Origin of the sequence: Affinundibacterium fentianense (genome assembly GCF_018139545.1) — a bacterium.
GTDB classification, from domain to species: domain Bacteria; phylum Pseudomonadota; class Gammaproteobacteria; order Burkholderiales; family Burkholderiaceae_D; genus Undibacterium; species Undibacterium fentianense.
Window position 1 is genome coordinate 399,950 of record NZ_JAGSPJ010000001.1, and the last position, 22,868, is coordinate 422,817.

General features: G+C 44.1%; 27 protein-coding genes. 13 read left to right on the forward strand and 14 right to left on the reverse strand.

The genetic code is table 11. The features are described 5' to 3' along the window. Positions 1–120 precede the first annotated feature (120 nt). Both KDM90_RS01725 and KDM90_RS01730 read right to left on the reverse strand, forming a co-directional pair. The gene (locus KDM90_RS01725) at positions 121–465 is read right to left on the reverse strand and encodes a c-type cytochrome (RefSeq protein ID WP_212673874.1); all 345 of its coding nucleotides are present in this window, start codon (positions 463–465) and stop codon (positions 121–123) included. A gap of 12 nt (positions 466–477) precedes the next feature. Next, positions 478–798: a c-type cytochrome gene (locus KDM90_RS01730; protein ID WP_212673875.1), complete on the reverse strand. Its 321-nt coding sequence runs from the start codon at positions 796–798 to the stop codon at positions 478–480. Positions 799–1,082: 284 nt separating this feature from the next. Between KDM90_RS01730 and KDM90_RS01735 the strand changes: the two genes are divergently transcribed. Further along, positions 1,083–1,937, forward strand: coding sequence for an AAA family ATPase (locus tag KDM90_RS01735; RefSeq protein WP_212673876.1), 855 nt, complete (start codon positions 1,083–1,085; stop codon positions 1,935–1,937). Positions 1,938–2,143: 206 nt separating this feature from the next. On the opposite strand, the gene ilvC is transcribed toward KDM90_RS01735, so the two are convergent. The 3 genes from ilvC to KDM90_RS01750 form a co-directional block, all read right to left on the reverse strand. Further along, positions 2,144–3,160: a ketol-acid reductoisomerase gene (gene ilvC, locus KDM90_RS01740; RefSeq protein ID WP_212673877.1), complete on the reverse strand. Its 1,017-nt coding sequence runs from the start codon at positions 3,158–3,160 to the stop codon at positions 2,144–2,146. A gap of 161 nt (positions 3,161–3,321) precedes the next feature. Beyond that, positions 3,322–3,813, reverse strand: a complete 492-nt coding sequence (gene ilvN, locus KDM90_RS01745; RefSeq protein WP_212673878.1) for an acetolactate synthase small subunit — start codon at positions 3,811–3,813, stop codon at positions 3,322–3,324. Beyond that, complete coding sequence (locus KDM90_RS01750) at positions 3,813–5,588, reverse strand: acetolactate synthase 3 catalytic subunit (protein WP_212673879.1); 1,776 nt, start codon at positions 5,586–5,588, stop codon at positions 3,813–3,815. The genes ilvN and KDM90_RS01750 overlap by 1 nt, the downstream gene beginning before the upstream one ends. Positions 5,589–6,218: 630 nt before the next feature. On the opposite strand from KDM90_RS01750, the gene KDM90_RS01755 reads away from it, so the two are divergent. The 10 genes from KDM90_RS01755 to KDM90_RS01800 all read left to right on the forward strand — a co-directional run bounded on the left by KDM90_RS01755 (position 6,219) and on the right by KDM90_RS01800 (position 12,777). Continuing rightward, positions 6,219–6,788 (forward strand): RNA polymerase sigma factor, encoded by a 570-nt coding sequence (locus tag KDM90_RS01755; RefSeq protein WP_212673880.1) that lies wholly within the window; start codon positions 6,219–6,221, stop codon positions 6,786–6,788. After that, complete coding sequence (locus tag KDM90_RS01760) at positions 6,785–7,216, forward strand: DUF3619 family protein (protein WP_212673881.1); 432 nt, start codon at positions 6,785–6,787, stop codon at positions 7,214–7,216. The genes KDM90_RS01755 and KDM90_RS01760 overlap by 4 nt, the downstream gene beginning before the upstream one ends. Before the next feature lie 110 nt (positions 7,217–7,326). Beyond that, positions 7,327–7,839 (forward strand): DUF3106 domain-containing protein, encoded by a 513-nt coding sequence (locus tag KDM90_RS01765; protein WP_212673882.1) that lies wholly within the window; start codon positions 7,327–7,329, stop codon positions 7,837–7,839. A 16-nt stretch (positions 7,840–7,855) separates the two neighbouring features. After that, a complete protein-coding gene (locus KDM90_RS01770; RefSeq protein ID WP_329605281.1) occupies positions 7,856–8,377 on the forward strand; it encodes an RDD family protein in 522 nt (173 codons plus the stop codon). Between the two features lie 129 nt (positions 8,378–8,506). Then, positions 8,507–9,181, forward strand: a complete 675-nt coding sequence (locus KDM90_RS01775) for a TetR/AcrR family transcriptional regulator (protein ID WP_212673884.1) — start codon at positions 8,507–8,509, stop codon at positions 9,179–9,181. 2 nt (positions 9,182–9,183) lie between these two features. Continuing rightward, positions 9,184–9,759: an LOG family protein gene (locus KDM90_RS01780; RefSeq protein ID WP_212673885.1), complete on the forward strand. Its 576-nt coding sequence runs from the start codon at positions 9,184–9,186 to the stop codon at positions 9,757–9,759. A 131-nt stretch (positions 9,760–9,890) separates the two neighbouring features. Then, positions 9,891–10,100, forward strand: coding sequence for a DUF3460 family protein (locus KDM90_RS01785; protein ID WP_212673886.1), 210 nt, complete (start codon positions 9,891–9,893; stop codon positions 10,098–10,100). Between the two features lie 52 nt (positions 10,101–10,152). Then, positions 10,153–11,007: a segregation and condensation protein A gene (locus KDM90_RS01790; RefSeq protein ID WP_212673887.1), complete on the forward strand. Its 855-nt coding sequence runs from the start codon at positions 10,153–10,155 to the stop codon at positions 11,005–11,007. Positions 11,008–11,040: 33 nt separating this feature from the next. After that, positions 11,041–11,880 carry a pantoate--beta-alanine ligase gene (gene panC / locus KDM90_RS01795; RefSeq protein ID WP_212673888.1) on the forward strand — a complete coding sequence of 280 codons (840 nt, stop codon included), beginning with the start codon at positions 11,041–11,043 and terminating at the stop codon, positions 11,878–11,880. 6 nt (positions 11,881–11,886) lie between these two features. Next, a complete protein-coding gene (locus KDM90_RS01800; RefSeq protein ID WP_230409545.1) occupies positions 11,887–12,777 on the forward strand; it encodes a cobalamin-binding protein in 891 nt (296 codons plus the stop codon). A 144-nt stretch (positions 12,778–12,921) separates the two neighbouring features. On the opposite strand, the gene KDM90_RS01805 is transcribed toward KDM90_RS01800, so the two are convergent. Next, positions 12,922–13,446, reverse strand: coding sequence for an FKBP-type peptidyl-prolyl cis-trans isomerase (locus KDM90_RS01805; RefSeq protein WP_212673889.1), 525 nt, complete (start codon positions 13,444–13,446; stop codon positions 12,922–12,924). Between the two features lie 122 nt (positions 13,447–13,568). Here KDM90_RS01805 and KDM90_RS01810 point away from each other — a divergent pair, with 122 nt between their 5' ends. Together KDM90_RS01810 and KDM90_RS01815 are read left to right on the forward strand one after the other, a co-directional pair. Continuing rightward, positions 13,569–14,705, forward strand: a complete 1,137-nt coding sequence (locus KDM90_RS01810; RefSeq protein ID WP_212673890.1) for a cupin domain-containing protein — start codon at positions 13,569–13,571, stop codon at positions 14,703–14,705. Positions 14,706–15,013: 308 nt separating this feature from the next. Further along, the gene (locus KDM90_RS01815) at positions 15,014–15,253 is read left to right on the forward strand and encodes a hypothetical protein (protein ID WP_212673891.1); all 240 of its coding nucleotides are present in this window, start codon (positions 15,014–15,016) and stop codon (positions 15,251–15,253) included. Between the two features lie 154 nt (positions 15,254–15,407). On the opposite strand, the gene bamC is transcribed toward KDM90_RS01815, so the two are convergent. The 8 genes from bamC to KDM90_RS01855 all read right to left on the reverse strand — a co-directional run bounded on the left by bamC (position 15,408) and on the right by KDM90_RS01855 (position 22,858). Continuing rightward, a complete protein-coding gene (gene bamC, locus KDM90_RS01820) occupies positions 15,408–16,619 on the reverse strand; it encodes an outer membrane protein assembly factor BamC (RefSeq protein ID WP_212673892.1) in 1,212 nt (403 codons plus the stop codon). Positions 16,620–16,726: 107 nt separating this feature from the next. Continuing rightward, positions 16,727–17,638 (reverse strand): 4-hydroxy-tetrahydrodipicolinate synthase, encoded by a 912-nt coding sequence (gene dapA, locus KDM90_RS01825; RefSeq protein ID WP_230409546.1) that lies wholly within the window; start codon positions 17,636–17,638, stop codon positions 16,727–16,729. Positions 17,639–17,829: 191 nt separating this feature from the next. Then, complete coding sequence (locus tag KDM90_RS01830) at positions 17,830–18,372, reverse strand: class I SAM-dependent methyltransferase (protein ID WP_212673893.1); 543 nt, start codon at positions 18,370–18,372, stop codon at positions 17,830–17,832. Positions 18,373–18,392: 20 nt separating this feature from the next. Further along, the gene (locus tag KDM90_RS01835) at positions 18,393–19,055 is read right to left on the reverse strand and encodes a site-2 protease family protein (RefSeq protein ID WP_212673894.1); all 663 of its coding nucleotides are present in this window, start codon (positions 19,053–19,055) and stop codon (positions 18,393–18,395) included. Between the two features lie 58 nt (positions 19,056–19,113). Then, positions 19,114–19,737, reverse strand: coding sequence for an L-threonylcarbamoyladenylate synthase (locus tag KDM90_RS01840; protein ID WP_212673895.1), 624 nt, complete (start codon positions 19,735–19,737; stop codon positions 19,114–19,116). 78 nt (positions 19,738–19,815) lie between these two features. Beyond that, the gene (gene htpX / locus KDM90_RS01845; RefSeq protein ID WP_212673896.1) at positions 19,816–20,691 is read right to left on the reverse strand and encodes a protease HtpX; all 876 of its coding nucleotides are present in this window, start codon (positions 20,689–20,691) and stop codon (positions 19,816–19,818) included. Positions 20,692–20,839: 148 nt separating this feature from the next. After that, the gene (locus KDM90_RS01850) at positions 20,840–21,688 is read right to left on the reverse strand and encodes a 3',5'-nucleoside bisphosphate phosphatase (RefSeq protein WP_212674463.1); all 849 of its coding nucleotides are present in this window, start codon (positions 21,686–21,688) and stop codon (positions 20,840–20,842) included. A gap of 231 nt (positions 21,689–21,919) precedes the next feature. Further along, on the reverse strand, positions 21,920–22,858 hold the full coding sequence (locus tag KDM90_RS01855; RefSeq protein WP_212673897.1) for a sugar nucleotide-binding protein: 939 nt from the start codon (positions 22,856–22,858) through the stop codon (positions 21,920–21,922). Between the last annotated feature and the right edge of the window lie 10 nt (positions 22,859–22,868).

Genomic DNA, 22,868 nt, shown 5'->3' on the forward strand with positions numbered 1-22,868 from the left:
ACAACGACTTATCGAAATCGACAATAAAAAAGCCACGAAAAATCGTGGCTTTTTTTAATTTGAAGTCTTTGCTTAACTTATTAACTTATGCAAAGAGTTCAAGCTAGGATCAGGCGCCTATTATTTCTTCAGCACTAAGCTACCTTGCAAACTATTCAAATAGGCTGCAATATTTTCAATGTCTGCATTACTCAGAGCCTTTGCTTGCGCTTCCATAATCGCATTACTACGGCCTGAAGTACCCACAGCTCCGCGCTGATAAGATTTCAACGCCTGTACCAAGTAATCTTTATGCTGGCCAGCCAACTTTGGATAGCTAGGATCCACTGGCTCAGAGAAATTCGCGCCATGGCAGGACGCACAATTAAATTTTGCAGCGGCTGCTTTACCTGCCTCTACATTCGCGCCGGCAAATGCCGCAGCAGACATCATCAAAGCCAAAGCGGCGAAAGCGATTTTTTTCATAATTTCCTCTGCTTATTTTTGTTGTGAGTAGTAAGCCGCTAAATCAGCAATATCCTGATCACTCAAGCTGCCAGCAATACCGCGCATGGAAGGATGCTTGCGATCACCTTTACGGTAAGCTTTCAAGGCACTCTCAATGTACTTTGCAGATTGGCCACCAATCATAGGCACCTGATAAACTTCAGGGAAAGTTGCTTTGTAACCAGGGATTGCATGGCAACCGATACACATCGCTACTTTGTTTTTAGCAGCCTCTGCGTTACCAACAACTTCAGCCGACACAGCAACCTGTGCAGCGCTCGCTAAAGCGAGTAGAGCAAATAATTTTTTCATATTAGCCGAGAGAAAAGAATCAAGAAAATCAAAACAGCGATTTGATCGAAGTCAGCATTTTAGCTGATAACTGTTATTTTTGCGCAAATTTCATACGCATTTCAGACACAAAACACAAATTCTGAAAATTTTAATAAGGCATTAGAAAACATAAAACGACAACTTAACAGATTTGAGGAAATACACCAGAGTCAGCGGCAAGGATTGATGAACAGGCTATTTTGTTTATACTAAGGCACTTTACTTAAACGCGTCCATCCTACATCTTTCAATTCAGACCATTCATGAAAACCACTCAACGCTTTGAAGGCGCCGACAACTACGTTGCCACAGATGATTTAAAACTCGCGGTCAATGCAGCATTGACTTTGCAACGCCCTTTACTCATCAAGGGTGAGCCAGGCACCGGAAAAACCATGCTAGCCGAGGAAGTTGCAGCAGCATTAAACAGACCATTAATGCAATGGCACATCAAATCCACTACAAAAGCGCAGCAAGGTCTATATGAATACGACGCGGTTTCACGACTGCGAGACTCACAATTAGGCGATGAGCGTGTCAAAGACATACACAATTACATCGTCAAAGGTGTACTCTGGCAAGCATTTACAGCCGACGAGCAAGTCGTATTACTGATAGATGAAATCGACAAGGCCGATATTGAATTTCCAAATGACCTTTTACGTGAGCTCGACCGTATGGAATTTTACGTGTACGAGACCCGTGAAATGGTGCGCGCAAAGCACAGGCCTCTTGTCATCATTACTTCAAATAACGAAAAGGAATTACCTGATGCCTTCTTGCGACGCTGCTTTTTTCACTACATCAAGTTTCCAGACAAAGAAACTATGCAGGCAATCGTTAATGTGCATTTTCCAAATCTAAAAATTGACTTATTGAACAATGCACTAGAGGCGTTTTACCAACTGCGCGAAGTCAACGGTTTAAAGAAAAAGCCATCCACTTCAGAACTGATAGACTGGTTAAAACTGTTGCTAGCGGAAGATATTCCTGCGGAATCACTACATTCTAAGGAAAACAAAAATCTCGTCCCACCATTGCATGGTGCACTGCTCAAAAATGAGCAAGATGTCCATTTATTTGAAAGACTCATGATGATGTCGCGTAATCATCGTTAATCTTGCAAGTTACAGTGTATAACTCAAGTCATTCCGCTCACATCGTCAAATCAATGAAGATCATTACGCTCGGTTTAGCTTTTATTTTGCCAAGATAACTCGGTGACCTTGATTAAGTAAAAAAGTCACCCTCTTGGGTGACTTTTAATTGACTTACAAGTTGGCTCGACCGATCCAACTCATATGAAAATGTTGATTTTGAAAAATTAATTTTTCGATTGATCAACCATCTTGTTCTTGGCAATCCAAGGCATCATCGCACGCAATTTCGCACCGACTTGTTCGATTTGATGCTCTGAATTCAAACGGCGACGAGAGATCAAAGTTGGTGCGCCAGCTTTGTTTTCCAAGATGAAGCTCTTCGCATATTCACCTGTTTGAATATCTTTCAAACATTGACGCATCGCGTTCTTGGTATCTTCCGTTACTACGCGTGGACCAGTTACATACTCACCGTATTCTGCATTATTCGAAATCGAATAGTTCATGTTGGCGATACCGCCTTCGTAGATCAAATCAACGATCAACTTCAATTCGTGCAAGCATTCAAAGTAAGCCATTTCTGGTGCATAGCCAGCTTCAACCAAAGTTTCAAAACCAGCTTTGATCAATTCAACCGCACCACCGCACAAGACAGCTTGTTCACCGAACAAATCCGTTTCAGTTTCTTCACGGAAGTTAGTTTCGATAATGCCAGCACGACCACCGCCATTTGCCATTGCATAGGACAATGCGATATCACGTGCAGAACCTGATTTATCTTGATACACAGCGACCAAATGTGGCACGCCGCCACCTTGCGTATAAGTTGCACGTACAGTGTGACCTGGCGCTTTTGGCGCAATCATAATTACGTCCATATCAGCACGTGGCACTACTTGACCATAATGAACGTTGAAGCCGTGTGCGAATGCTAAAACAGCGCCTAGTTTCGCGTGTGGTGCGACATTTTCGTTGTAAACTTGCGCGATATTCTCATCTGGCAACAAGATCATGATCACGTCAGCTTCTTTTACCGCTTCATTCACTTCCGCAACTTTCAAACCGGCATTTTTTGCCTTATCCCACGACGCTCCACCTTTGCGCAAAGCGACTGTGATCTGACAACCAGATTCACTCATATTCAATGCATGCGCATGTCCTTGTGAACCGTAACCAATGATGGCTACTTTTTTGCCTTTGATCAAAGAGAGATCACAATCTTTATCGTAGAAAACTTTCATTTTGATGTCCTATAATTTTAAATAATTCGAAATTGAAATTGCTTGAGTCGAAGTTCAAGCCTTAACCCAGACCGCAGAGACACCGAGTGCACCGAGGAGGAGTCAAGCGACTCCCTGTATCCTCTGCGCCTACGCGGTTTTACTTCTTCTGCTAAATCAGATTACACTTTAAGAATGCGTTCACCACGCCCAATACCAGAACCACCTGTACGGACTGTTTCTAGAATCGCGGTACGCTCAATCGAGCCGATGAAGGCATCGAGCTTTCCTTTATTACCGGTCAATTCTATGGTGTAGCTTTTTTCAGTGACGTCGATGATGCGGCCACGGAAGATGTCCGCTGTACGTTTCATCTCTTCACGCTCTTTACCGACCGCGCGCACTTTAATGAGCATTAGCTCACGCTCTATGTGCGCCCCTTCAGTTAAGTCAACTACCTTCACCACTTCAATCAAACGATTCAAATGCTTGGTGATTTGTTCAATCACATCATCTGAACCAGTGGTAACGATAGTCATACGTGACAGCGTTGCGTCTTCGGTCGGCGCAACCGTCAAAGTTTCGATGTTATAACCGCGTGCGGAGAATAAACCAACGACACGTGATAAGGCACCCGCTTCGTTTTCGAGCAATACGGAAATTATGTGTCGCATTACAAATCCTCCGAACCAAGCAACATTTCAGTCAGACCTTTACCGGCTTTCACCATAGGCCACACTTTTTCGTCTTGATCTGTAATGAAGTTCATAAACACCAGCTTATCCTTCATCGCGAAGGCTTCTTTCAGGGCACCATCGACATCGGCTGGATTTTCAATCTTCATACCAACATGGCCATAGGCTTCGACCAACTTAGTAAAGTCAGGCAAAGAATCCATGTAAGACTCAGCATAACGACCAGCATAATCAATTTGCTGCCATTGACGCACCATACCGAGCGCACGGTTATTCAACAAAATAATTTTTGGTGTCAAATGATATTGCTTACATGTTGCAAGCTCTTGGATACACATTTGTATGGACGCTTCGCCTGTAATACAAGCAACTGTCGCATCTGGATTTGCCATTTGGACGCCCATCGCATACGGTAAGCCAACCCCCATCGTGCCCAAGCCACCAGAATTAATCCAGCGTTTGGGTTGATTGAACTTGTAGTATTGCGCCGCCCACATTTGATGTTGACCAACGTCCGAAGTAACAAAGGCATCGCCACGCGTCAACTCACACACCTTTTGGATCACAGATTGTGGTTTGATGATTTCTGACGAATCAGAGAACGCCAAACAATCTTGAGCACGCCATTTATTGATTTGCTTCCACCAATCAGCTAGTGATTTCGCATTCGGTTTAGCATCAGAAGCCGCCAGTTGCGACAACATTTCAACCAATACGTCCTTCACATTACCAACAATAGGAATATCGACTTTGACACGTTTAGAAATCGATGAAGGGTCAATATCAACGTGAATAATCTTGCGTGGATGTGAAGCGAAATGTTTAGGATTCCCGATCACGCGATCATCAAAACGTGCACCGATCGCAATCAAAACATCGCAGTGCTGCATCGCCATATTGGCTTCATAGGTACCATGCATACCTGGCATACCGACAAATTTTTCATCAGTTGCACGATAGCCACCCAATCCCATTAAGGTATTGGTGACTGGAAAACCTAATTGATCGACTAATTTATTTAATTCTGGTGCGGCGTTCGCCAAAATCACACCACCACCGGTGTAAATCATTGGACGCTCAGCCTGCAATAGCAATTGAACAGCTTTGCGAATTTGTCCTGCGTGACCTTTATCGACTGGGCGATAAGAACGCATTTCAATTTCTTTTGGATAATGAAACGTGGTTTTGTGGTTGCTGATATCCTTGGGGATATCGATCAATACTGGCCCAGGGCGTCCGGTAGTCGCAATGAAGAAGGCTTTCTTCACTGTGTCAGCCAATTCACGCACATCTTTCACCAAGAAATTGTGCTTCACGCATGGCCGTGTAATGCCCACGGTATCGCACTCTTGGAAAGCATCTTCGCCAATCGCATGGCTTGGAACTTGCCCAGAAATAACCACCATAGGAATCGAATCCATGTAGGCAGTTGCCAAACCCGTCACAGCATTCGTCACGCCTGGGCCAGAAGTCACCAAAGCGACGCCGACTTTATTGGACGAACGAGAATAAGCATCAGCGGCATGGATAGCTGCCTGCTCGTGACGGACTAAAATATGTTGAAATTTACGCTGATTAAAAATCGCGTCATAAATGTAAAGAACAGCGCCACCCGGATAGCCGAATACGTGTTCTACACCTTCTTCTGCAAGACACTTAACGAGAATTTCTGCGCCAGTGTACTCAGTGTTGCGGTCTGAATTTTTTTCAGTACCGCGATCCGATTGACGATCGGACGGTCGTTCTGAACTCATTTTATTTCCTTTCAAGGTCCATTGGAGATTGATCGGATGTTCTTTCCTGACGAAATTTAAATTTCAATAACGGTCTGCTGACGTTCCTTTTTGTGCGGTCACTCTCCCCTTCTACTATCCGTTGGACAATATTCCAGGCAAAGCTTAATGGCGACTCGTGCGGTCAGGGTAAGGCTAAGAAATTACAAATTTCTCACGCTTGTGGCATGGGTTAGAACAAACTGCTACTAACAATTTACTGATAGTGACTTGTTGACAAAGGCATTGTGAGCCCGACCAAACAAGTGTTGGTGCCTCTAGATTTTGAGACGAGCCTCTACAGTACTGCGATGCAGCAAATTGGTCAAGACTATTTAATGAAGAATTGCAGTAAAAACAGAAAAAATCAAAAGAAATCTATTAATTCAATAGCTTAAGTTGCAAGCCGAATTGAAATTAGAGGACATTCGGTAACTTTTTTGTTAGCATGTGCGCACTTTTAACCGTGCATTGAAAACTTTGAGATGGAATGATCATTTTGCAGGCTAAAAGTAAACCAAAAGCAATCCATGAACGTTAAGTTCTCAAACTTGCATTTCTCTTTTTCTAACATTTTAGAAATTTTACGTTTTCCAAGGCACCATCTTCCGCATGGCAACCAATAAAGAATTATCTAATTTCCTCGAAGGCGTTGAGCGCCGAGCATTTAAACATGCGGTGTATATGGTTCGAAATGAAGAGTCGGCCTTAGATATTGTGCAAGACGCAATGATTAAATTATCTGAAAAATATGGTGACAAACCGGCCAACGAGCTGCCACTTCTATTTCAGAGAATTTTACAAAATACAATATTAGATTTTTTTAGAAGGGAGAAAGTTCGGAACAATTGGGTCAGTTTGTTTTCAAATATCACCACAAATTCCCCAGAAGATGATAACTTTGACTTATTAGAAGTACATTCATCAGAGGAAGGCAGTGAAGCAGCAGAATCGACCGAACAAAAGTTAGAGAGAGAGCAAGTTTTAAATATCATTGATGAGGAAATAAAAAAACTCCCAACGCGTCAACGAGAAGCATTCCTCATGCGTTACTGGGAAGACATGGACGTAGCTGAAACTGCAACAGCAATGGGATGCTCAGAAGGAAGTGTTAAAACACATTGCTCTCGAGCAACGCACGCATTGGCAGCATCACTCAAAGCAATAGGGATAAATTTATGACATACGCAAAAGACAAAGAGGAAGTCGACTTCGCCTACAAAGTGCGTCGCGCAATGACAGAATCGAGCGAAATGCTCCCATCTGCGACCTTAGAGCGCTTGGCTTCCGCACGTAAATTAGCCTTATCTCGTCAAAAACAGGAAGAACCATCCCGGGCGCTCGCCTTTGGCGGCATTTTAGCGGGTAGCAATGGCACAATGTTCTCTAATAAATCTTGGCTCAAGAAGTTGTGGATTAGCTTGCCTCTATTGGTATTGATGCTTGGCTTATACGGAATTTACGAGTACGAACAAGAGCAGCAAATCAATGATCTAGCGGAGATTGACGCTGCAGTGTTGGTGGATGAATTGCCTCCAGATGCGTATTTAGATAATGGTTTCAATGCATATTTAAATAAAGAAACGCCCCCGGCAAAGAGCGAGGAATAAGTGTGCGACTGAAGACATTACTCAACATTTTAAGTATTGGCTTACTAAATTGTTTAAGCGTGGAGGTTGTCATTGCACAGCCTCAGTCAGTGCCCAGTGCCTCAGCTCAAATGTCGTCAAACTCGGTAACGACGAGTGCACTTGCTGCACCAACGATAACGCAACCAAGTACGAAAACCACTTGGGCAAGTTTAACTTCCGACCAAAAAACTGCACTTTCACCATTGGCTAACGAATGGGACAAGATGGATGAGTTGCGTCGAAAAAAATGGCTGGGAATTGCGAACAAGTATTCATCAATGAAGCCTGAAGAACAACAACGTGTACAAGAACGGGTTCAAGCTTGGGTGAAACTTACGCCAGAACAGCGAATGGCAGTTAGAGAAAATTTTTCGAATACCGTCAAAAAAACGCCAGAACAGAAATCTGCCCAATGGCAGCAATATCAACAATTAAGCGACGAGGAAAAAACGAAGCTTGCCAACGAGGCAAAAATGAAGAAAAGCGTCACCATTGTCCAACCTGAATCAAAGCGTACTACCCCGGTTTTACCTCCGTTAAAAAAAGGTCCACCACCGGTGGTTAATGCAAGCGGCGCTTCACAGGCCAACAACAATAAGTAAATTAGGTAACTAGCAAGTGAATCAAGTAGAAGTCAAAGGACCCTTTCCCACGCCAACCTTAAGCCGCAGACTTGTATGCATGCTCATTTATGAAGCAGCATTAGTTTTCGGTGTCGTTTTTTTTGCTAGTTTCGTATTTGACGTCAGCACCCAAAGTAAAAGCGCCTTGAGTCTCCGTTTAATGCGAGAAGTTTTCCTTTTCTTCGTCATTGGCGGCTACTTTGTCTTCTTTTGGCGACGCAGCGGACAGACTCTTGCAATGCAAACCTGGCGAATAAAACTCGTCAACGATGATTTAGGAAAAGTACCGTTGGTGAAAGCAATAGTTCGTTATTGCCTAGCGTGGCTTTGGGTTCTACCTGGATTTATTTTGTCTTATCAATTCGGGCTTAAAAATGCACAACTATTAATCCCAGTTCTAGTTTGCTTTTGCATTTGGGCCTCTCTGACATTTTTCGCAAAAGATGGTCAATTTTTACATGACAAACTTGCAAAGACACGGCTAATCCAATTACCAAAACAAAATTCAAGCACTTAGTCGAAATCAAATTAGATTTTGTTTTATCGCTTTTTTCCAGCGCCAAATTTGGGGTCTTGCTTAATTCAATGATATTCTATTGCAACATGATCGCCACTTGCGACATGACAAGATCAATAGGCATGCGTTATGCAAAATAAGACCCCAAGACGAACAAGAGACCGTATTCTAGACTTATCGCTAAAATTGTTTAATGATTTTGGCGAACCCAACATCACGACAACGATCATCGCCGATGAGATGAGCATCTCGCCGGGAAATCTTTATTATCATTTCAGAAATAAAGAGGACATAGTCAATTCTCTATTTCTTCAATTCGAAGAAGAAATCAATAAGAAACTCGCCTTCCCACAAGGCCGTAAAGCGAATATCCAAGATATTTGGACTTATTTGCATTTGACGTTTGAATTGATATGGCGCTACCGTTTCTTTTATCGAGATCTAAACGATCTTTTGACAAGAAATCGCAAACTCGAGTTAACATTTAAACAAATTCTTAACCATAAAATCAAAGTTGCCACAGAATTATGCTTGGGGCTGCGCGCAGATGGCGAATTTGAAGCCGATGATATTACCGTCGATGCATTGGCGACGAATATGGTCGTCGTTGCGACTTATTGGCTGTCCTACGAATATGTTCGGAATCCCCGAAAATACACTGAATTGCAAACCATGTCAGAATCTTTAGCGCGCGGATGCTACCAAGTCATTGTACAAATTAGCCCATATCTGCGTGGACAAACGAAAGAAGTATTCGAGAAATTATCACAAGATTATTTACTAAAAATCAAACGTCAAAGTTAATCATGAGGTCCATCTGCGTTTATTGTGGTTCTGCGAAAGGGAATTCGCCAGCCTTCCACCTAGCTGCTTTAGGCATGGCACAACAACTTGTATCCAACAAAATCGAACTCGTTTATGGCGGAGGTGACGTAGGAATAATGAAAATTATTGCGGACGAGGTTCTGCGCCTTGGTGGACATGTCACTGGAGTTATTCCAAAAGCTTTACTTGATCGCGAGGTTGGACACAATAATTTGAATCAATTACATGTTGTCGCGAACATGCACGAACGAAAAGCAATGATGGCAGAATTATCTGACGGATTTATTGCTTTACCAGGTGGAATCGGTACCTTAGAGGAGCTTTTTGAAATGTTCACTTGGCTACAATTAGGTTTCCATCACAAGCCTCTCGGTTTACTCAACGTGGATGGCTTTTATGATCAACTACTTCAATTTCTTGATCATGCTGTGCAATCCGGCTTTCTCAAACCGGAACATAATGCCTTGTTAATTAAAGAAACAGATTCATCTTTACTGATAAGGAGAATGCAACACTTTGAAGAAGCCGTGAATAGCAAATACGGATTAAATAGTTAATTGCACCTAATTTTTCAAAGATAAATTTTGGAAAACAAAGCAAAATCGCGGTGCGCGATTAATTCCAAGGTAAAATGCACACCGAATACCACTTATGCAAATTACCGTTTTTTACTTTTGATTGAACAATAATGAAATTTTCCAAACAATTTTCTCTCTATCAATCCGAAGCCTCACAATTCTTAAATGGCTTAAAGCAGTCCAATCCTCAATTAGAGCAAAATCAACGCGAGGGACGATCCCTACTCTGGGATAAAGCACCAATTGATTTGGATACGGAACGTCGAATTTCAGAAAGTCGCGTAAAGCAGCAAGCCTACGTTTATCAAAGTAAGAATTAAAACCGTCGATCAATTACCCTGAAAATATTTTCAGCGAATTGTATCCCCGCATATGTCGACCCCCAACATTTCCGCAGCAGACTTGCCCCTCATAGGGACCGTCGACAGCACACCCGATGTTGTCGATGGCCTAGCATTTGCTAAGCTCTATGGAGAGCCATTATTCAAGCTTCCGAATGACCTTTACATTCCCCCGGACGCCTTGGAGATTTTTCTTGAAGCATTTGAAGGGCCGCTCGATCTTTTGCTTTATTTGATACGCAAGCAGAATTTCAATATTCTCGATATCCCCATGGCGCAAGTGACCCAACAGTACTTGCAATATGTTGATCAAATTCGTCTGCACAATTTGGAGTTGGCAGCGGAATACTTACTGATGGCTGCGATGTTAATCGAAATCAAGTCACGCATGCTAGTTCCGAGCAGTAAGTCACAGGATAGCGACGAAGCCGATGATCCGCGAGCAGCTTTAGTAAGGCGTCTACTTGAATATGAACAAATGAAACTCGCCGCGTATGATCTCAATACGATTCCACAATTAGGGCGGGATTTCTTACATGCGCAAGTCTTCATCGAACAAAATACGATCTTGCATTGGCCCGAAGTAAGGGTCGCAGATCTACAACAAGCATGGGCCGATGTTTTAGGTCGCGCTAAACTGGTCGCCCACCATAAAATTAGTCGCGAAGAACTATCCGTTCGAGAACATATGAGTAGCATTTTACGTCGATTACAATCGAGTAAATTTGTCGAATTTGCTGACCTATTCGACCCAACTCGAGGCGCGCCCGTTCTCGTTGTCAATTTCGTTGCCCTGCTTGAGTTAGCCAAAGAAACCCTGATTGAAATTACGCAGGCTGAGGCCTATGCACCGATTTATGTGCGCCTAGCATACGCCCCAGTCTAAATTACACTCCACCCAAGCACTCAATTTTTCTACATGAAAATCATTTCCTCGATTGAAGAACTTCGCGATCAACTACGCGGACAATTAAGAACCGCGTTTGTACCAACGATGGGTAATTTGCATGAAGGACATCTGTCCCTTATGCGCCTAGCGAGACGTCATGGCGACCCAGTCGTTGCTTCAATATTTGTGAATCGACTCCAGTTCGGCCCCAATGAAGATTTCGACAAATATCCTAGAACTTTTCAAGCGGATGTCGAGAAGCTCGAAAAAGAAGGCGTTTATGTCTTGTTCGCACCGACAGAAAAAGATCTTTATCCGGAACCACAGGAATATCGCGTACAACCGCCAAATGATTTAGGCGATATTCTTGAAGGTGAATTTCGACCTGGTTTCTTCAATGGTGTCAGCACAGTTGTACTCAAGCTGTTTTCCTGTGTACAGCCACGTGTTGCTGTATTTGGTAAAAAAGACTATCAACAATTAATGATTATTCGGAACATGGCAAAACAGTTTGCACTGCCAACTGAAATCATCGCTGCAGAAACTTGGCGCGCAGAAGATGGCCTAGCTCTCTCGTCGAGAAATGGCTATCTCAACGCAGTCGAACGCGCTGAAGCACCGATCCTTTACCAAACGTTGAATCGAGTGGCAGAACAAGTTCGAAATGGTGCGACTGATTTACAGGCGATTGAGCAAGAAGCGATGCATCACTTGCGTTCAAGAAGCTGGAACCCAGATTATGTCGCGATTCGGAAACGATCCAACTTGCAGATTCCTTCCAACGAAAGTCTAGCGAACAAAGAAGAACTTGTCGTGCTTAGCGCGGCAAAGTTAGGCAATACTCGGCTGATCGATAATCTAGAAATTTAGTTGATCATGGGATTCATACATAAAATTTTGCTGCTACTCAGCGCCATTATGGTCGCAAGCTTTTGCAACGCTGCGGACATACGAGTGATTGACGATGGACAACGTTCCGTAGTTTTGCCACAACCGGCAAAACGCATCATCAGTCTCGCCCCGCATGTGACGGAAATGGTATTTGCAGCGGGTGCAGGAGACTATCTGGTTGGTGTTAGTGAATACAGTGATTTTCCTGAGCAAGCGAAGAAAATCACATCAGTTGGAAATATTTTTGCGCTTGACCTCGAGCGCTTGCTCTCATTAAAGCCAGACTTAGTCATCATCTGGGGCACAGGGAACGCCAAACATTTAGCAAAGAAATTACGTGAGAACAAAATCACCGTTTTTGAAAGTGAGCCACACAATTTTGAAGATATCGCGACCTCATTTGAACGTATTGCAACATTGAGCGGAACGACTCAGACAGGGAATGCAGCAGCGCAACAATTCCGGCAAAGGCTAGAAAAACTGCGTACCACTTATCAACTCGCTTCCGGTGAGAAACCTGTTTCCGTCTTTCATCAAATGGTGAAAAGTCCTTTAATGACCATCAACAAGGAACATTTCATCTCGAAAATGATACAACTTTGTGGTGGCGAAAATGTATTCAAAGACCTAAAAGAAATCAGTTCGACGATCACAATGGAAGCCTTATTGGCAAGCAATCCTGAACTAATTTTTAGTAGTGGCAAAGATCAAACCAAGATACTAAAAGATTGGGAAAACTACCCAACGCTGCAGGCAGTCAAAAAACAAAATCTATACGCAATCCCGGGCGATTGGTTACATCGCGCGGGCCCTAGAATTCTCGATGCGACCGAGATGCTTTGCAAAGACATCCAACAAGCCCGCAAGACTCGTTAATACGAATACGGACTTTCATCGCACTTCAACAAGAGCAATCAAGCGCTGGAATGACTTTTACTATTGGCAAAAAAAATCCTAAATTTTGGATATACAGCGCTCAAGCAATGACTTGAGATCGGACCGCGATCTCAAGTCATTGGATCAATGCAAAGGATAAGAACGATATTCGCCATCGTCATCATCGTCTTGATGAATATCACTGCCATGTACGTGTCCATGCGCAATTTCTTCTTCTGATGCGACCCGAACTTCTGTCACGTGCAAATTGAAGCGCAAGGCGATCCCCGCCAACGGATGATTGCCATCCAAAACTACCTTACCTTCTGCGATTTCGGTGACGGTAAAGATAATACTTTCACCATCCTCATCGTCGTCTGGCGTACCTTCAAACTGCATTCCTACTTCAATTGGGGAAGGTAAACGATCACGATCTTCAATTTTCACAAGCTCCGCATCATACTCACCAAACGCGTCTTCAGGCTCAATTTGAATTGTTTCGTTAAAACCAATCTCTTTACCTTCGAGAGCCTCTTCGATCTTGGGCAAAGTATTCTCGTAGCCACCATGGAGATAAACCATCGGTTCCTGACCTTGCTCAATCAGATTACCCATTGTGTCAGATAAGCTATATTCAACCGTCACAACCGTATTTTTGGCAATTTTCATACTATTTCCTTAAAATTTTCAATTCTTTTCGACTACATTTTGCATTATACCGTTCTCAAAGCTCGGGCTATGATTTATCCTGCCTGAACTTTTTTTTACTTTCCCCCGCTTTGCTCGACTTTATGAAAAAATCATCTCCAACAACCAACTTGCTCGGCGGGATTTCTGTCGACGAGTTCTTTCAAACATACTGGCAGAAAAAACCGCTCCTCATTCGCCAAGCGATTCCTCAATTTAAGCCCCTATTTCAACCTGAGGAATTGTTTGAGATGGCTGCACGTGATGATGTTGAATCACGATTGATCTGCTTCTTTAAACAGCACTGGGAAATGAAAAATGGCCCAATTACAACCATTCCAGTAAAAGAAAAAAAGGATTGGACTTTGCTAGTACAAGGGGTCAACTTGCACCAGGAAAAGGCCAACGATCTGTTACGCCAATTTCGATTTGTCCCGGATGCCAGACTTGACGACCTGATGATCAGCTATGCCGTTGATGGCGGAGGCGTTGGACCGCACTTTGACTCTTATGATGTCTTTTTGTTGCAAGCACATGGCCAACGCCGTTGGCGAATCAGTGCGCAGAAAGATCTAAGCTTAATTGAGGGTATGCCACTGAAAATACTGCGTAATTTTCAAAGTGAGCAAGAATTCATTCTTGAGCCTGGTGATATGCTTTATTTACCACCACAGTATGCGCATGATGGTATTGCAATTGGCGAATGTATGACCTACTCGATCGGATTTCGATCCCCATCATACCAAGAGCTAGGCGAAGGTTTTCTACAATTCATGGCGGACACCATCGATCTCCCTGGACGTTACGCAGATCCCGAGCTAAAAACGTGCAAGCACCCAGCCGAAATTCACGAACAGATGATGGATAAAGTTTGCGCTGAATTATTGAAAATCCAACTAAATAAAGACGATATGTCGATTTTTTTAGGCGAATACTTAACAGAGCCAAAATCAAGCGTATTTTTTGAGTCACCAGAGAAACCCTTCACACCGAAAAAATTCACGCAACAAGCACTGAAATTAGGCGTCAAGCTGGCACTTAAAACGCAGATGTTGTACTACTCACGACATATCTTTATCAATGGGGAATCTTTTAGTGTCGGACGTGCTGACAAACAAATATTGAGTCTACTAGCGAATCAACGAAAATTAAATGCAGAAGATTTGACTAAGGCCTCTGACGATGTGCTCGAAGCTTTCTGCATTTGGTACGAGGATGGTTGGTTAGAACTCGCAAATTAAACTTAGGCTCGCTCGTCCAGAGAGTCAATCGCAGAGCCATTTTTAACGGTTTTTGATGCGCATACAACATCGAAAACAATGAATAGCAATCAAAACACATGATTAGTTCATTTTTTTCGAAAAAATTGCTTTGAAGTGTATTCGATTGACAGAAAAATCATTATAATTCGCGGTTAGGAAAGTTTCGAAGGGATTGCAAGATCTTTTTGATTTTTGCACCGACGGCTTAACCTATTGAGCGATAATTACCGGTAATTATTCATCGCAAGTTTGTTGTTTTTTTAGATCTATTTTTTGAAAGTAAAAACATGAAAAAATCACTTTTGCTCGTTTCCTTGTTGGCAGTAGCTTTGGTAGCATGCAACAAACCAGCTGAAACTCCAGCTTCTACTCCAGCAGTTGAAGCAGCTCCAGCATCTGCACCAGCATCCGCTCCAGCAGCTGAAGCAGCACCAGCATCTGCACCAGCAGCTGAAGCAGCTCCAGCAGCAGCTTCTCCAGCAGCTGAAGCAGCTCCAGCAGCAGCTTCTGCAGCAGCTTCTAAGTAATTTTTATTACTTTTAAAAAAAAGCCAGTCTTAGACTGGCTTTTTTTGTTTCTACTCTCCTTGTCGAAAGTCTTGATAGAAACGAACGATCTTTGTAACAATAAAAAAACGGATCCTCGGATCCGTTTTTTTTGCCTAATTACAATTCAAAACAATTACTTCAGTTGCTCATTCAACACCGTCAAGATCTTATTGGCAACTGGTGTTGCTGAAACCTTACCATCATCGCCATGAACCGTCACATGACTAGTTTCGCCCGCATCGCGCACTAAAATACGGTACTTCTGACCATCTTTCGCAGCATCTCCAGAACCCCAAGAGAATAAACGAGCAAAAAATCCTTCGCTTGCACCTTTTGTCTTGGCATCGATATCTTGATCAATATACCTTACAAAATAAATGCCTTTGGAGCGATCCCGATCTTCAATCGTAAATCCGATCCTATCCAGAGCCAAGCCAACACGACGCCAAGAACGATCAAAGCCCTCATCTGTCTCCAGATAACTCAAGCCACTCAAACTCAACAACTTCGAACGTGGCGCGCCGCTTGGCTCATTGGCTTTACTCGACTGCGCAACCGCAGCAGCAGAAACAGGTTTTGCTTTAGCTTCGTCGCCGCCCAAACGCAACATCAAGCGTGCTAGAAATTCTGCCTCAAGTCCTGCATCGTTCGCGCGGGAAGTCCAAGCTGTTCCAGTTTTATCCATTCCCGTTACGACTTCCTGTGCGCCACGATGGCTGACATAAATTTCAACATCACCGTTTGCACCCCGTTCTACACGCGTCCGAAACTTGTCACGTTCACCAGTCGAATACAAGCCATCAAAGACTTTACCGAGTGTGGAACGAATAAAATCTTGCGGAATCTTACCCCGATTTTCCGCCCAATCAGTTTCCATCACGCCAGTGGATTCATTCTCAATATTCAATAAGAAACCCTGCTCCTGCCAAAAATCTTTAAGTTGCGGCCACAATACTTCTGGCGCGAGCTTCACAACCAAGTACCGCTGAGTACCATTGCGCTCTATGCGCATATCTTTCAATTGATTCGGCGCAACCACCCCGTTTGCAGTCGCTTGAGCGCCGCCAACACCGCCTGCACGCTTCGCTGCATACGCGCTCGCAGTCGCACTTCCTTGTTCTGCATCAGGAATTGAGAAACGATTATCACGACGAATTTGGGTCAAATCAGGAGGAACTTCCAAAGAGGTCGTCTTCGCTTTACTCGCGCTTCGGTAGTCGATGCGATTTGAGTCTGCAATGTTTCCAACGAAGCTACAACCACTACCCAATGCAGCGACACCAACGACCCCAGCCAAGCCTAATATGCGCACCATCTTTTTGTTAGCAACAACACTTTTTGCCATGTGAAAATCCCTACGAATTAAGATCACGAAATAACTTCAACTAAATATGCATGAAACACATGGCGCTTGTCTCCGTCCAATCACTGAACATGCACACTTCCCTACTTTTATTGCAATACACCCGCTTCGCGCAAGGCGGAACGAACAATATCATGATATTGACTAGAAAGGCTAACCAAGGGCAAACGAATTCCCGCCGGAATCAATCCCATTTCTGATAATGCCCATTTCACAGGAACCGGATTCGGTTCAACAAAAAGCTTCGCGTGGAGCGGAATGAGTCGCGTATTAATTTCAACCGCTGTTGCAATATCTCCTGCCATTGCCGCAGCACAAAGTTCATGCATTGCGCGCGGTGCGACGTTTGCCGTTACTGAAATATTTCCTTTCCCACCACAAAACATTAAAGCCATTGCAGTTGGATCATCCCCAGAATAAACAGCAAAAGATTTTGGCACCAAACGTAAAAGTTCAAGGTCTCTCCCAAGGTTTCCGCTCGCTTCCTTGATGCCAATAATTCCAGGAATTTGTGCTAATCGCACAATAGTTTCATTCGACATATCAGCAACCGTACGCCCCGGTACGTTGTATAAAATAATTGGGATGTCGACTGATTCAGCAATCTTTTTGAAATGTTGATACATTCCTTCTTGCGTAGGACGATTATAGTAAGGGACGACTTGCAGCGAAGCATCTGCACCGGCTTCCTTCGCAAACTTAGTCAATGCGATCGCTTCAACGGTCGAGTTACCGCCCGAGCCAGCGATGATAGGAACACGCTTATTTGTGTGCTCCACCGCGATCCGAATTAATTCACAATGCTCTTCAACACTCACCGTTGGAGACTCTCCAGTCGTACCAACAATCACAATACCGTCTGTTCCTTCGGCAATATGCCAATCAATCAACTTACGCAATGTAGGAATATCGAGACTACCATCGGCATGCATTGGGGTCACAATCGCGACCAAACTTCCTTGTATCGTTGTCATCTTAGCGCGTGGAAAAAGTAAAGCCATTATTGTAGCGGATCGTTACCTGCTATGGGAGAGAATCGAGGCTTGATTCGAGAAGAATCGACAGCAAATCTCATCGTGACAGACTCCAAACAAACGACAAACTTGGCGGATAGAAATTTAAATTGAAATATCGAACAAAACATTGCACAAAACTTCGAGCCAATACGAGAATTTAGATCTTAAGGAATCACTTATTCACGCAAACGCCGAATGCAAATTCTCTGAACGACAGCTTCTGTGATTTGGTTGACATAAGTATGCTCGAATACAAGACATTGTTGGCGCCAGCCCGAGATAGCTGGGTAGACAAAGTGCTGAAGCAATTCATTCTCTTGCAGTAGAAAATCAGGATTGCGCGGTCTGCCATATTGCTCATTCCCCGCTGCAAACGTTTCATAAATCAACACACCACGATCTGCGAGAGACTGCAAAATCGAAGCCATCAATGGGCGATGCAAGTAATTTGTGACAACAATGCCGGCAAACTGTTCATTAGCAAACGGCCACTTAAAACCCTCTCTCTCAAGATCAAGATGAAAACATTTCGCGCCTAATTGTTCTAACTCGGCCAAGGAATCGCTATCTCGATCGACCGCCCACACCTCATAGCCCGCAGCCAACAATACGCGAGTGTGGCGGCCAGAGCCGCAGGCTATATCTAGCACCGGACCTTTTGCTTTAGGGATTTCGTCTAAGTAACTTCGTACAAATTGAGAAGGCTGAGCATTATTCATAAAGACTGAGAACTTATCGATTAGCTTAGTAACATCGTAAGTGGTGTCAATACGATTTGCAAAATCGACTGAGCGATATTCATTAGTGGGTACATCCAAAACTGTAAAATCCTAAAATAAACCAAAGCCATGACAATGAAGAAACCATAGGGTTCAATTTTTGCAAATTGATAGGCCTGGCGATGTGGTAACAGGCTCGTCAAGATACGACCACCATCAAGCGGCGGAATTGGAAACAGGTTAAACGCAAACATCACCAAATTAGTCAACAATCCAGCCTGCGCCATACGATAAAAAAATTCGTGTTCCACTTTTAATACGACGAGAAACACGGCCAAAATCATCCACAAAAACGCCATAATAAAATTAGCACCTGGACCAGCCAAGGATACCCAAGCCATGTCACGCTTAGGTTTGCGCAATGCGCCGAAATTAACTGGGACTGGCTTTGCGTAACCAAACAAAAACTGCCCATCGGTTGCCATATATAAGACAACAGGAATAATAATCGTACCAAATATGTCGATGTGCACCACGGGATTTAAACTCATGCGGCCTTGGCTGTACGCGGTCAGATCACCAAAGTATTTTGCTGCGTAGGCATGTGCCGCTTCGTGCAAAGTAATCGCCAAAATAACAGGAATCGCATATACCGCGATGGTTTGTATTATCAATGCATCCATGAATTTAATTCATCCTCAATCTTATTTTTTGACCGCAAAAATACAGCGTTGCAACAACTTACAAACCAAACAAAGCTGCATCTCCACGCCCTTGACGTATCAACTCTGGCATTTCCTGCGTCATATCAATCACCGTCGTAGGAATCAGGCTACAGGCACCGCCATCAATAACTAGATCGATCTGCTTTTCGAGTCGCTCGCGAACCAACTCTGGATCAGTCAAAGGTTCTTCTTCATCAGGCAAAATCAAGGTAGTTCCCAGCAATGGCTGCTTCAATTCCGCCAATAAAGCGTGGGTAATTGAATTTTCTGGGACACGCAATCCTATGGTTTTACGAGAAGGATGACTTAAACGGCGCGGTACTTCTTTGGTTGCTTCCAAAATAAACGTGTAGGCGCCGGGTGTCGCCGCTTTCAACATGCGAAATTGACGATTATCGACTTTGGCATATTGCGCAATTTCAGATAAATCACGACACAATAAGGTCAAATGATGTTTTTCATCGACCCCACGAATGCGGCGCAAACGCGCTACCGCATCTTTATCGTCAAGATGACATACCAAGGCGTAACATGAATCCGTCGGCAAGGCGACGATGCCACCCTGATCAATAATCTGCGCCGCCTGTTTGATCAAACGTAGTTGAGGATTATCAGGATGAATCTGAAAAAATTGGCTCATAAATAAAGTCTACCAATGAAACAACGGAGGCAGAGCCTCCGTTGAATATCTTATTAAAACTGTGTTTATCTTAACTACTTATTTTAATTGCTGTAACGCCGCGATACGTTGCGCCATCGGTGGGTGCGTAGAAAATAATTCGGCCCAGCCAGGTTTATCACTAATCCCAACCGCCGCCATCGATTGAGGCAACTCGCCTGGCGCCATACCACCGAGACGCGCCAAGGCGTTAATCATGGGCTGACGATCTCCCAATAATTTTGCAGCGCCCGCATCGGCGCGGAATTCACGTTGACGCGAGAACCAAGCAACGATTAAGGACGCACCGATCCCGAACAAAATTTGAAACACAAACGAGGCAATATGAAAGCCCAGTCCCGGCGTGTGATTCTCATCATTCTTCGACAAAAAACTATCGACGGCATAAGCCGCAATGCGCGACAAGAACACCACGAAAGTATTCACTACGCCTTGAATCAAAGTCATGGTCACCATGTCGCCATTCGCGATGTGCGCGACCTCATGTCCCAAGACCGCTTCAACTTCTTCTTTTGTCATACTTTCCAACAAACCTGTGGAAACCGCTACGAGCGCAGAATTTTTAAACGCACCAGTCGCAAACGCATTCGGCTCACCGTTGTACACGGCGACCTCTGGCATCGCGATCCCAGCCCGTTGAGACAAGGTCTTCACGGTGTTCACTAGCCAAAATTCTGTAGAAGAAGCTGGATTATCGATGACACGCGCTCCGGTTGACCATTTCGCCATGGGTTTGCTGATCAACAAAGAAAAAATAGAGCCAGTAAATCCTACCACTAAGGAAAATACTGCTAACGCGCCTAAAGTCAAACCTTTGGCAGTCAAATAATGATTGACACCCAACATAGACAAAATAACAGTCATCACCAACATGACCGCAATATTGGTCGCTAAAAATAAGACGATACGTTTCATATTCAATTCTCCAAAACCTAAGCAAAAAACACGAACTACAACGGTACTAACATGGGGCAATATGCGTGTCTTTCGGCAAAATTCAAGTGCTTTGCGCCTTAATTGCACTTTAATCACACATTAGTCACATTTTTGACTCAATAAGCAGTCATTTGATCCAACTATGCCAAACTGGCGCCAACTCTTTAGCTAATGCGGGTAATTGTCCCAAGTCGGGTAAATTTTCATCGGGCGCATGAAAATCCGAGCCACGTGACGCCATAAATCCATACTGATTCGCGATTTTAGCGTATTCATCATATTGATCCACAGTATGACTGCCGGTTACCACTTCAATTGCCGTACCGCCCAGATTTTTAAATTCATTAAAAAAGGCATCAAATGCTATTGGCGTTAAATCATAACGCCCTGGGTGTGCCACTACAGCGATCCCACCAGCTCCTCGTATCCACCCAACAGCTTCAGACAAAGTCGCCCAACGATGCGGCACAAAACCTGGCTTACCATCGGCAAGATATTTCTTAAAGACCGCAGACACGTCCTCACACACGCCGACTTCCACCAAATAGCGCGCAAAATGGGCACGTGATATCAAGTCAGGATTACCTACATATTTCAGTGCACCCTCATAGCAATTAGGAATACCGACTTTCGCCAAGTCAGCTGCCATATCTTCGGCGCGGCGCTGACGTCCCGAGCGCGTCTTCGCTAAACCCGACAGTAAGTTGGGATTCGTTTCGTCAATATTTAGACCAACGATATGGATGGTTTTATTCGCCCAGGTAACAGAAATTTCTAATCCCGTCACATAATCCATACCTAAATCGGTTGCGGCCTCGCGTGCCGCGGCGATACCACCGACCTCGTCGTGATCCGTCAAAGCCCAAACATCAACGCCCTGCGCATGCGCACGCTGCGCAACTGCTGCTGGCGCTAAAACGCCATCCGACACAGTGGAATGGCAATGCAAATCGACGTTTAAAGGTGGGGCAGACATAATGGAAGCAGACAAAATAACGGCAGAACCGATATTGTACTCCTGCCGCACGGGCATTGCCTCATTGCGACAATCTTAAACAATCTCAAGACTCAAAACGAAAATTTCTCAGTAGGGAAACACAGCGGCGCAGAGAAAAAACAAAGAAAGACCAATTCTTTTTGGGTTTTGTCCGGACTTTCGCGATAACTCTACCCCTCTGTATGTTTCTACATTAAGAGGTCTTGAATCTTAGCTTTCTTCAACAAGGCGAACATTTTGCAGAGCATGCATCACGGTAGGAAATTGCAAACGCCCTCCCAATTCAGTTTTTATACGCCCATTCATTAAGCGACGTGATTCCGACATGAATGACAAAAGCATAGGCGATACCAGTTTTTCCAATTCAACTCTTGGGAGACGAGGCGCGCGCGGCGATTGAAAATGATCGGCCACTAGATCAAAGTAATCTCCCATCTTTAAATCACTCTCATCGACAGCATGATAAACACGATTCGGACTTGCTCTAAAAAGCGCCAATTTAATCAAGTACGCTAAGTCCTCCGCATGGATATGGTTGGTGTACACATCTTCTTGCGCAATTAAGGCTGGCGTGCCTTTGCGCAAACGTTCTATGGGAAGTCGATCTGAAGCGTAAATGCCGGGCACCCTTAATATGGACAGTGCACCGTTACGGCGTCTAGCCCAAGCACGTAAAGTATTTTCAGCATCAACACGACGCTTAGCTCGCGCATTCTGTGGCGCTACCGCCCTCGTCTCATCAAATTGAGCGCCATCACAATTTCCATAGACGCCGGTGGTGCTGATATAAACAAGTTTTGCCTTCTCAGGTAAAATAGCGGCTAATCGCCGGGTTCGTCGGTCAAATTCGCCATCAGTCTGCGGCGGCGCCAGATGAACAATGTATTTCGCCATTCCTGCTAAACGCCGTAAGGTGTGAGCATGATCCAGATTCGCATAAATCGGCATCGCTCCAGCAAGCCGCAATTGCGCAAATCGCTCCGAATCAGGTGACTGACTGGTCAATGCAAACACCCTAAAACGGTCAAGCAAATACGGTATTAAGCGCATACCGACATCGCCACAGCCGATAATCAAACAACGCGGTTTAGCGAACGAAGTAGGATTCCCCGCTGCATGAGGGTTGAGAAATACGCCAGATTGATTCATTTTTTAACTT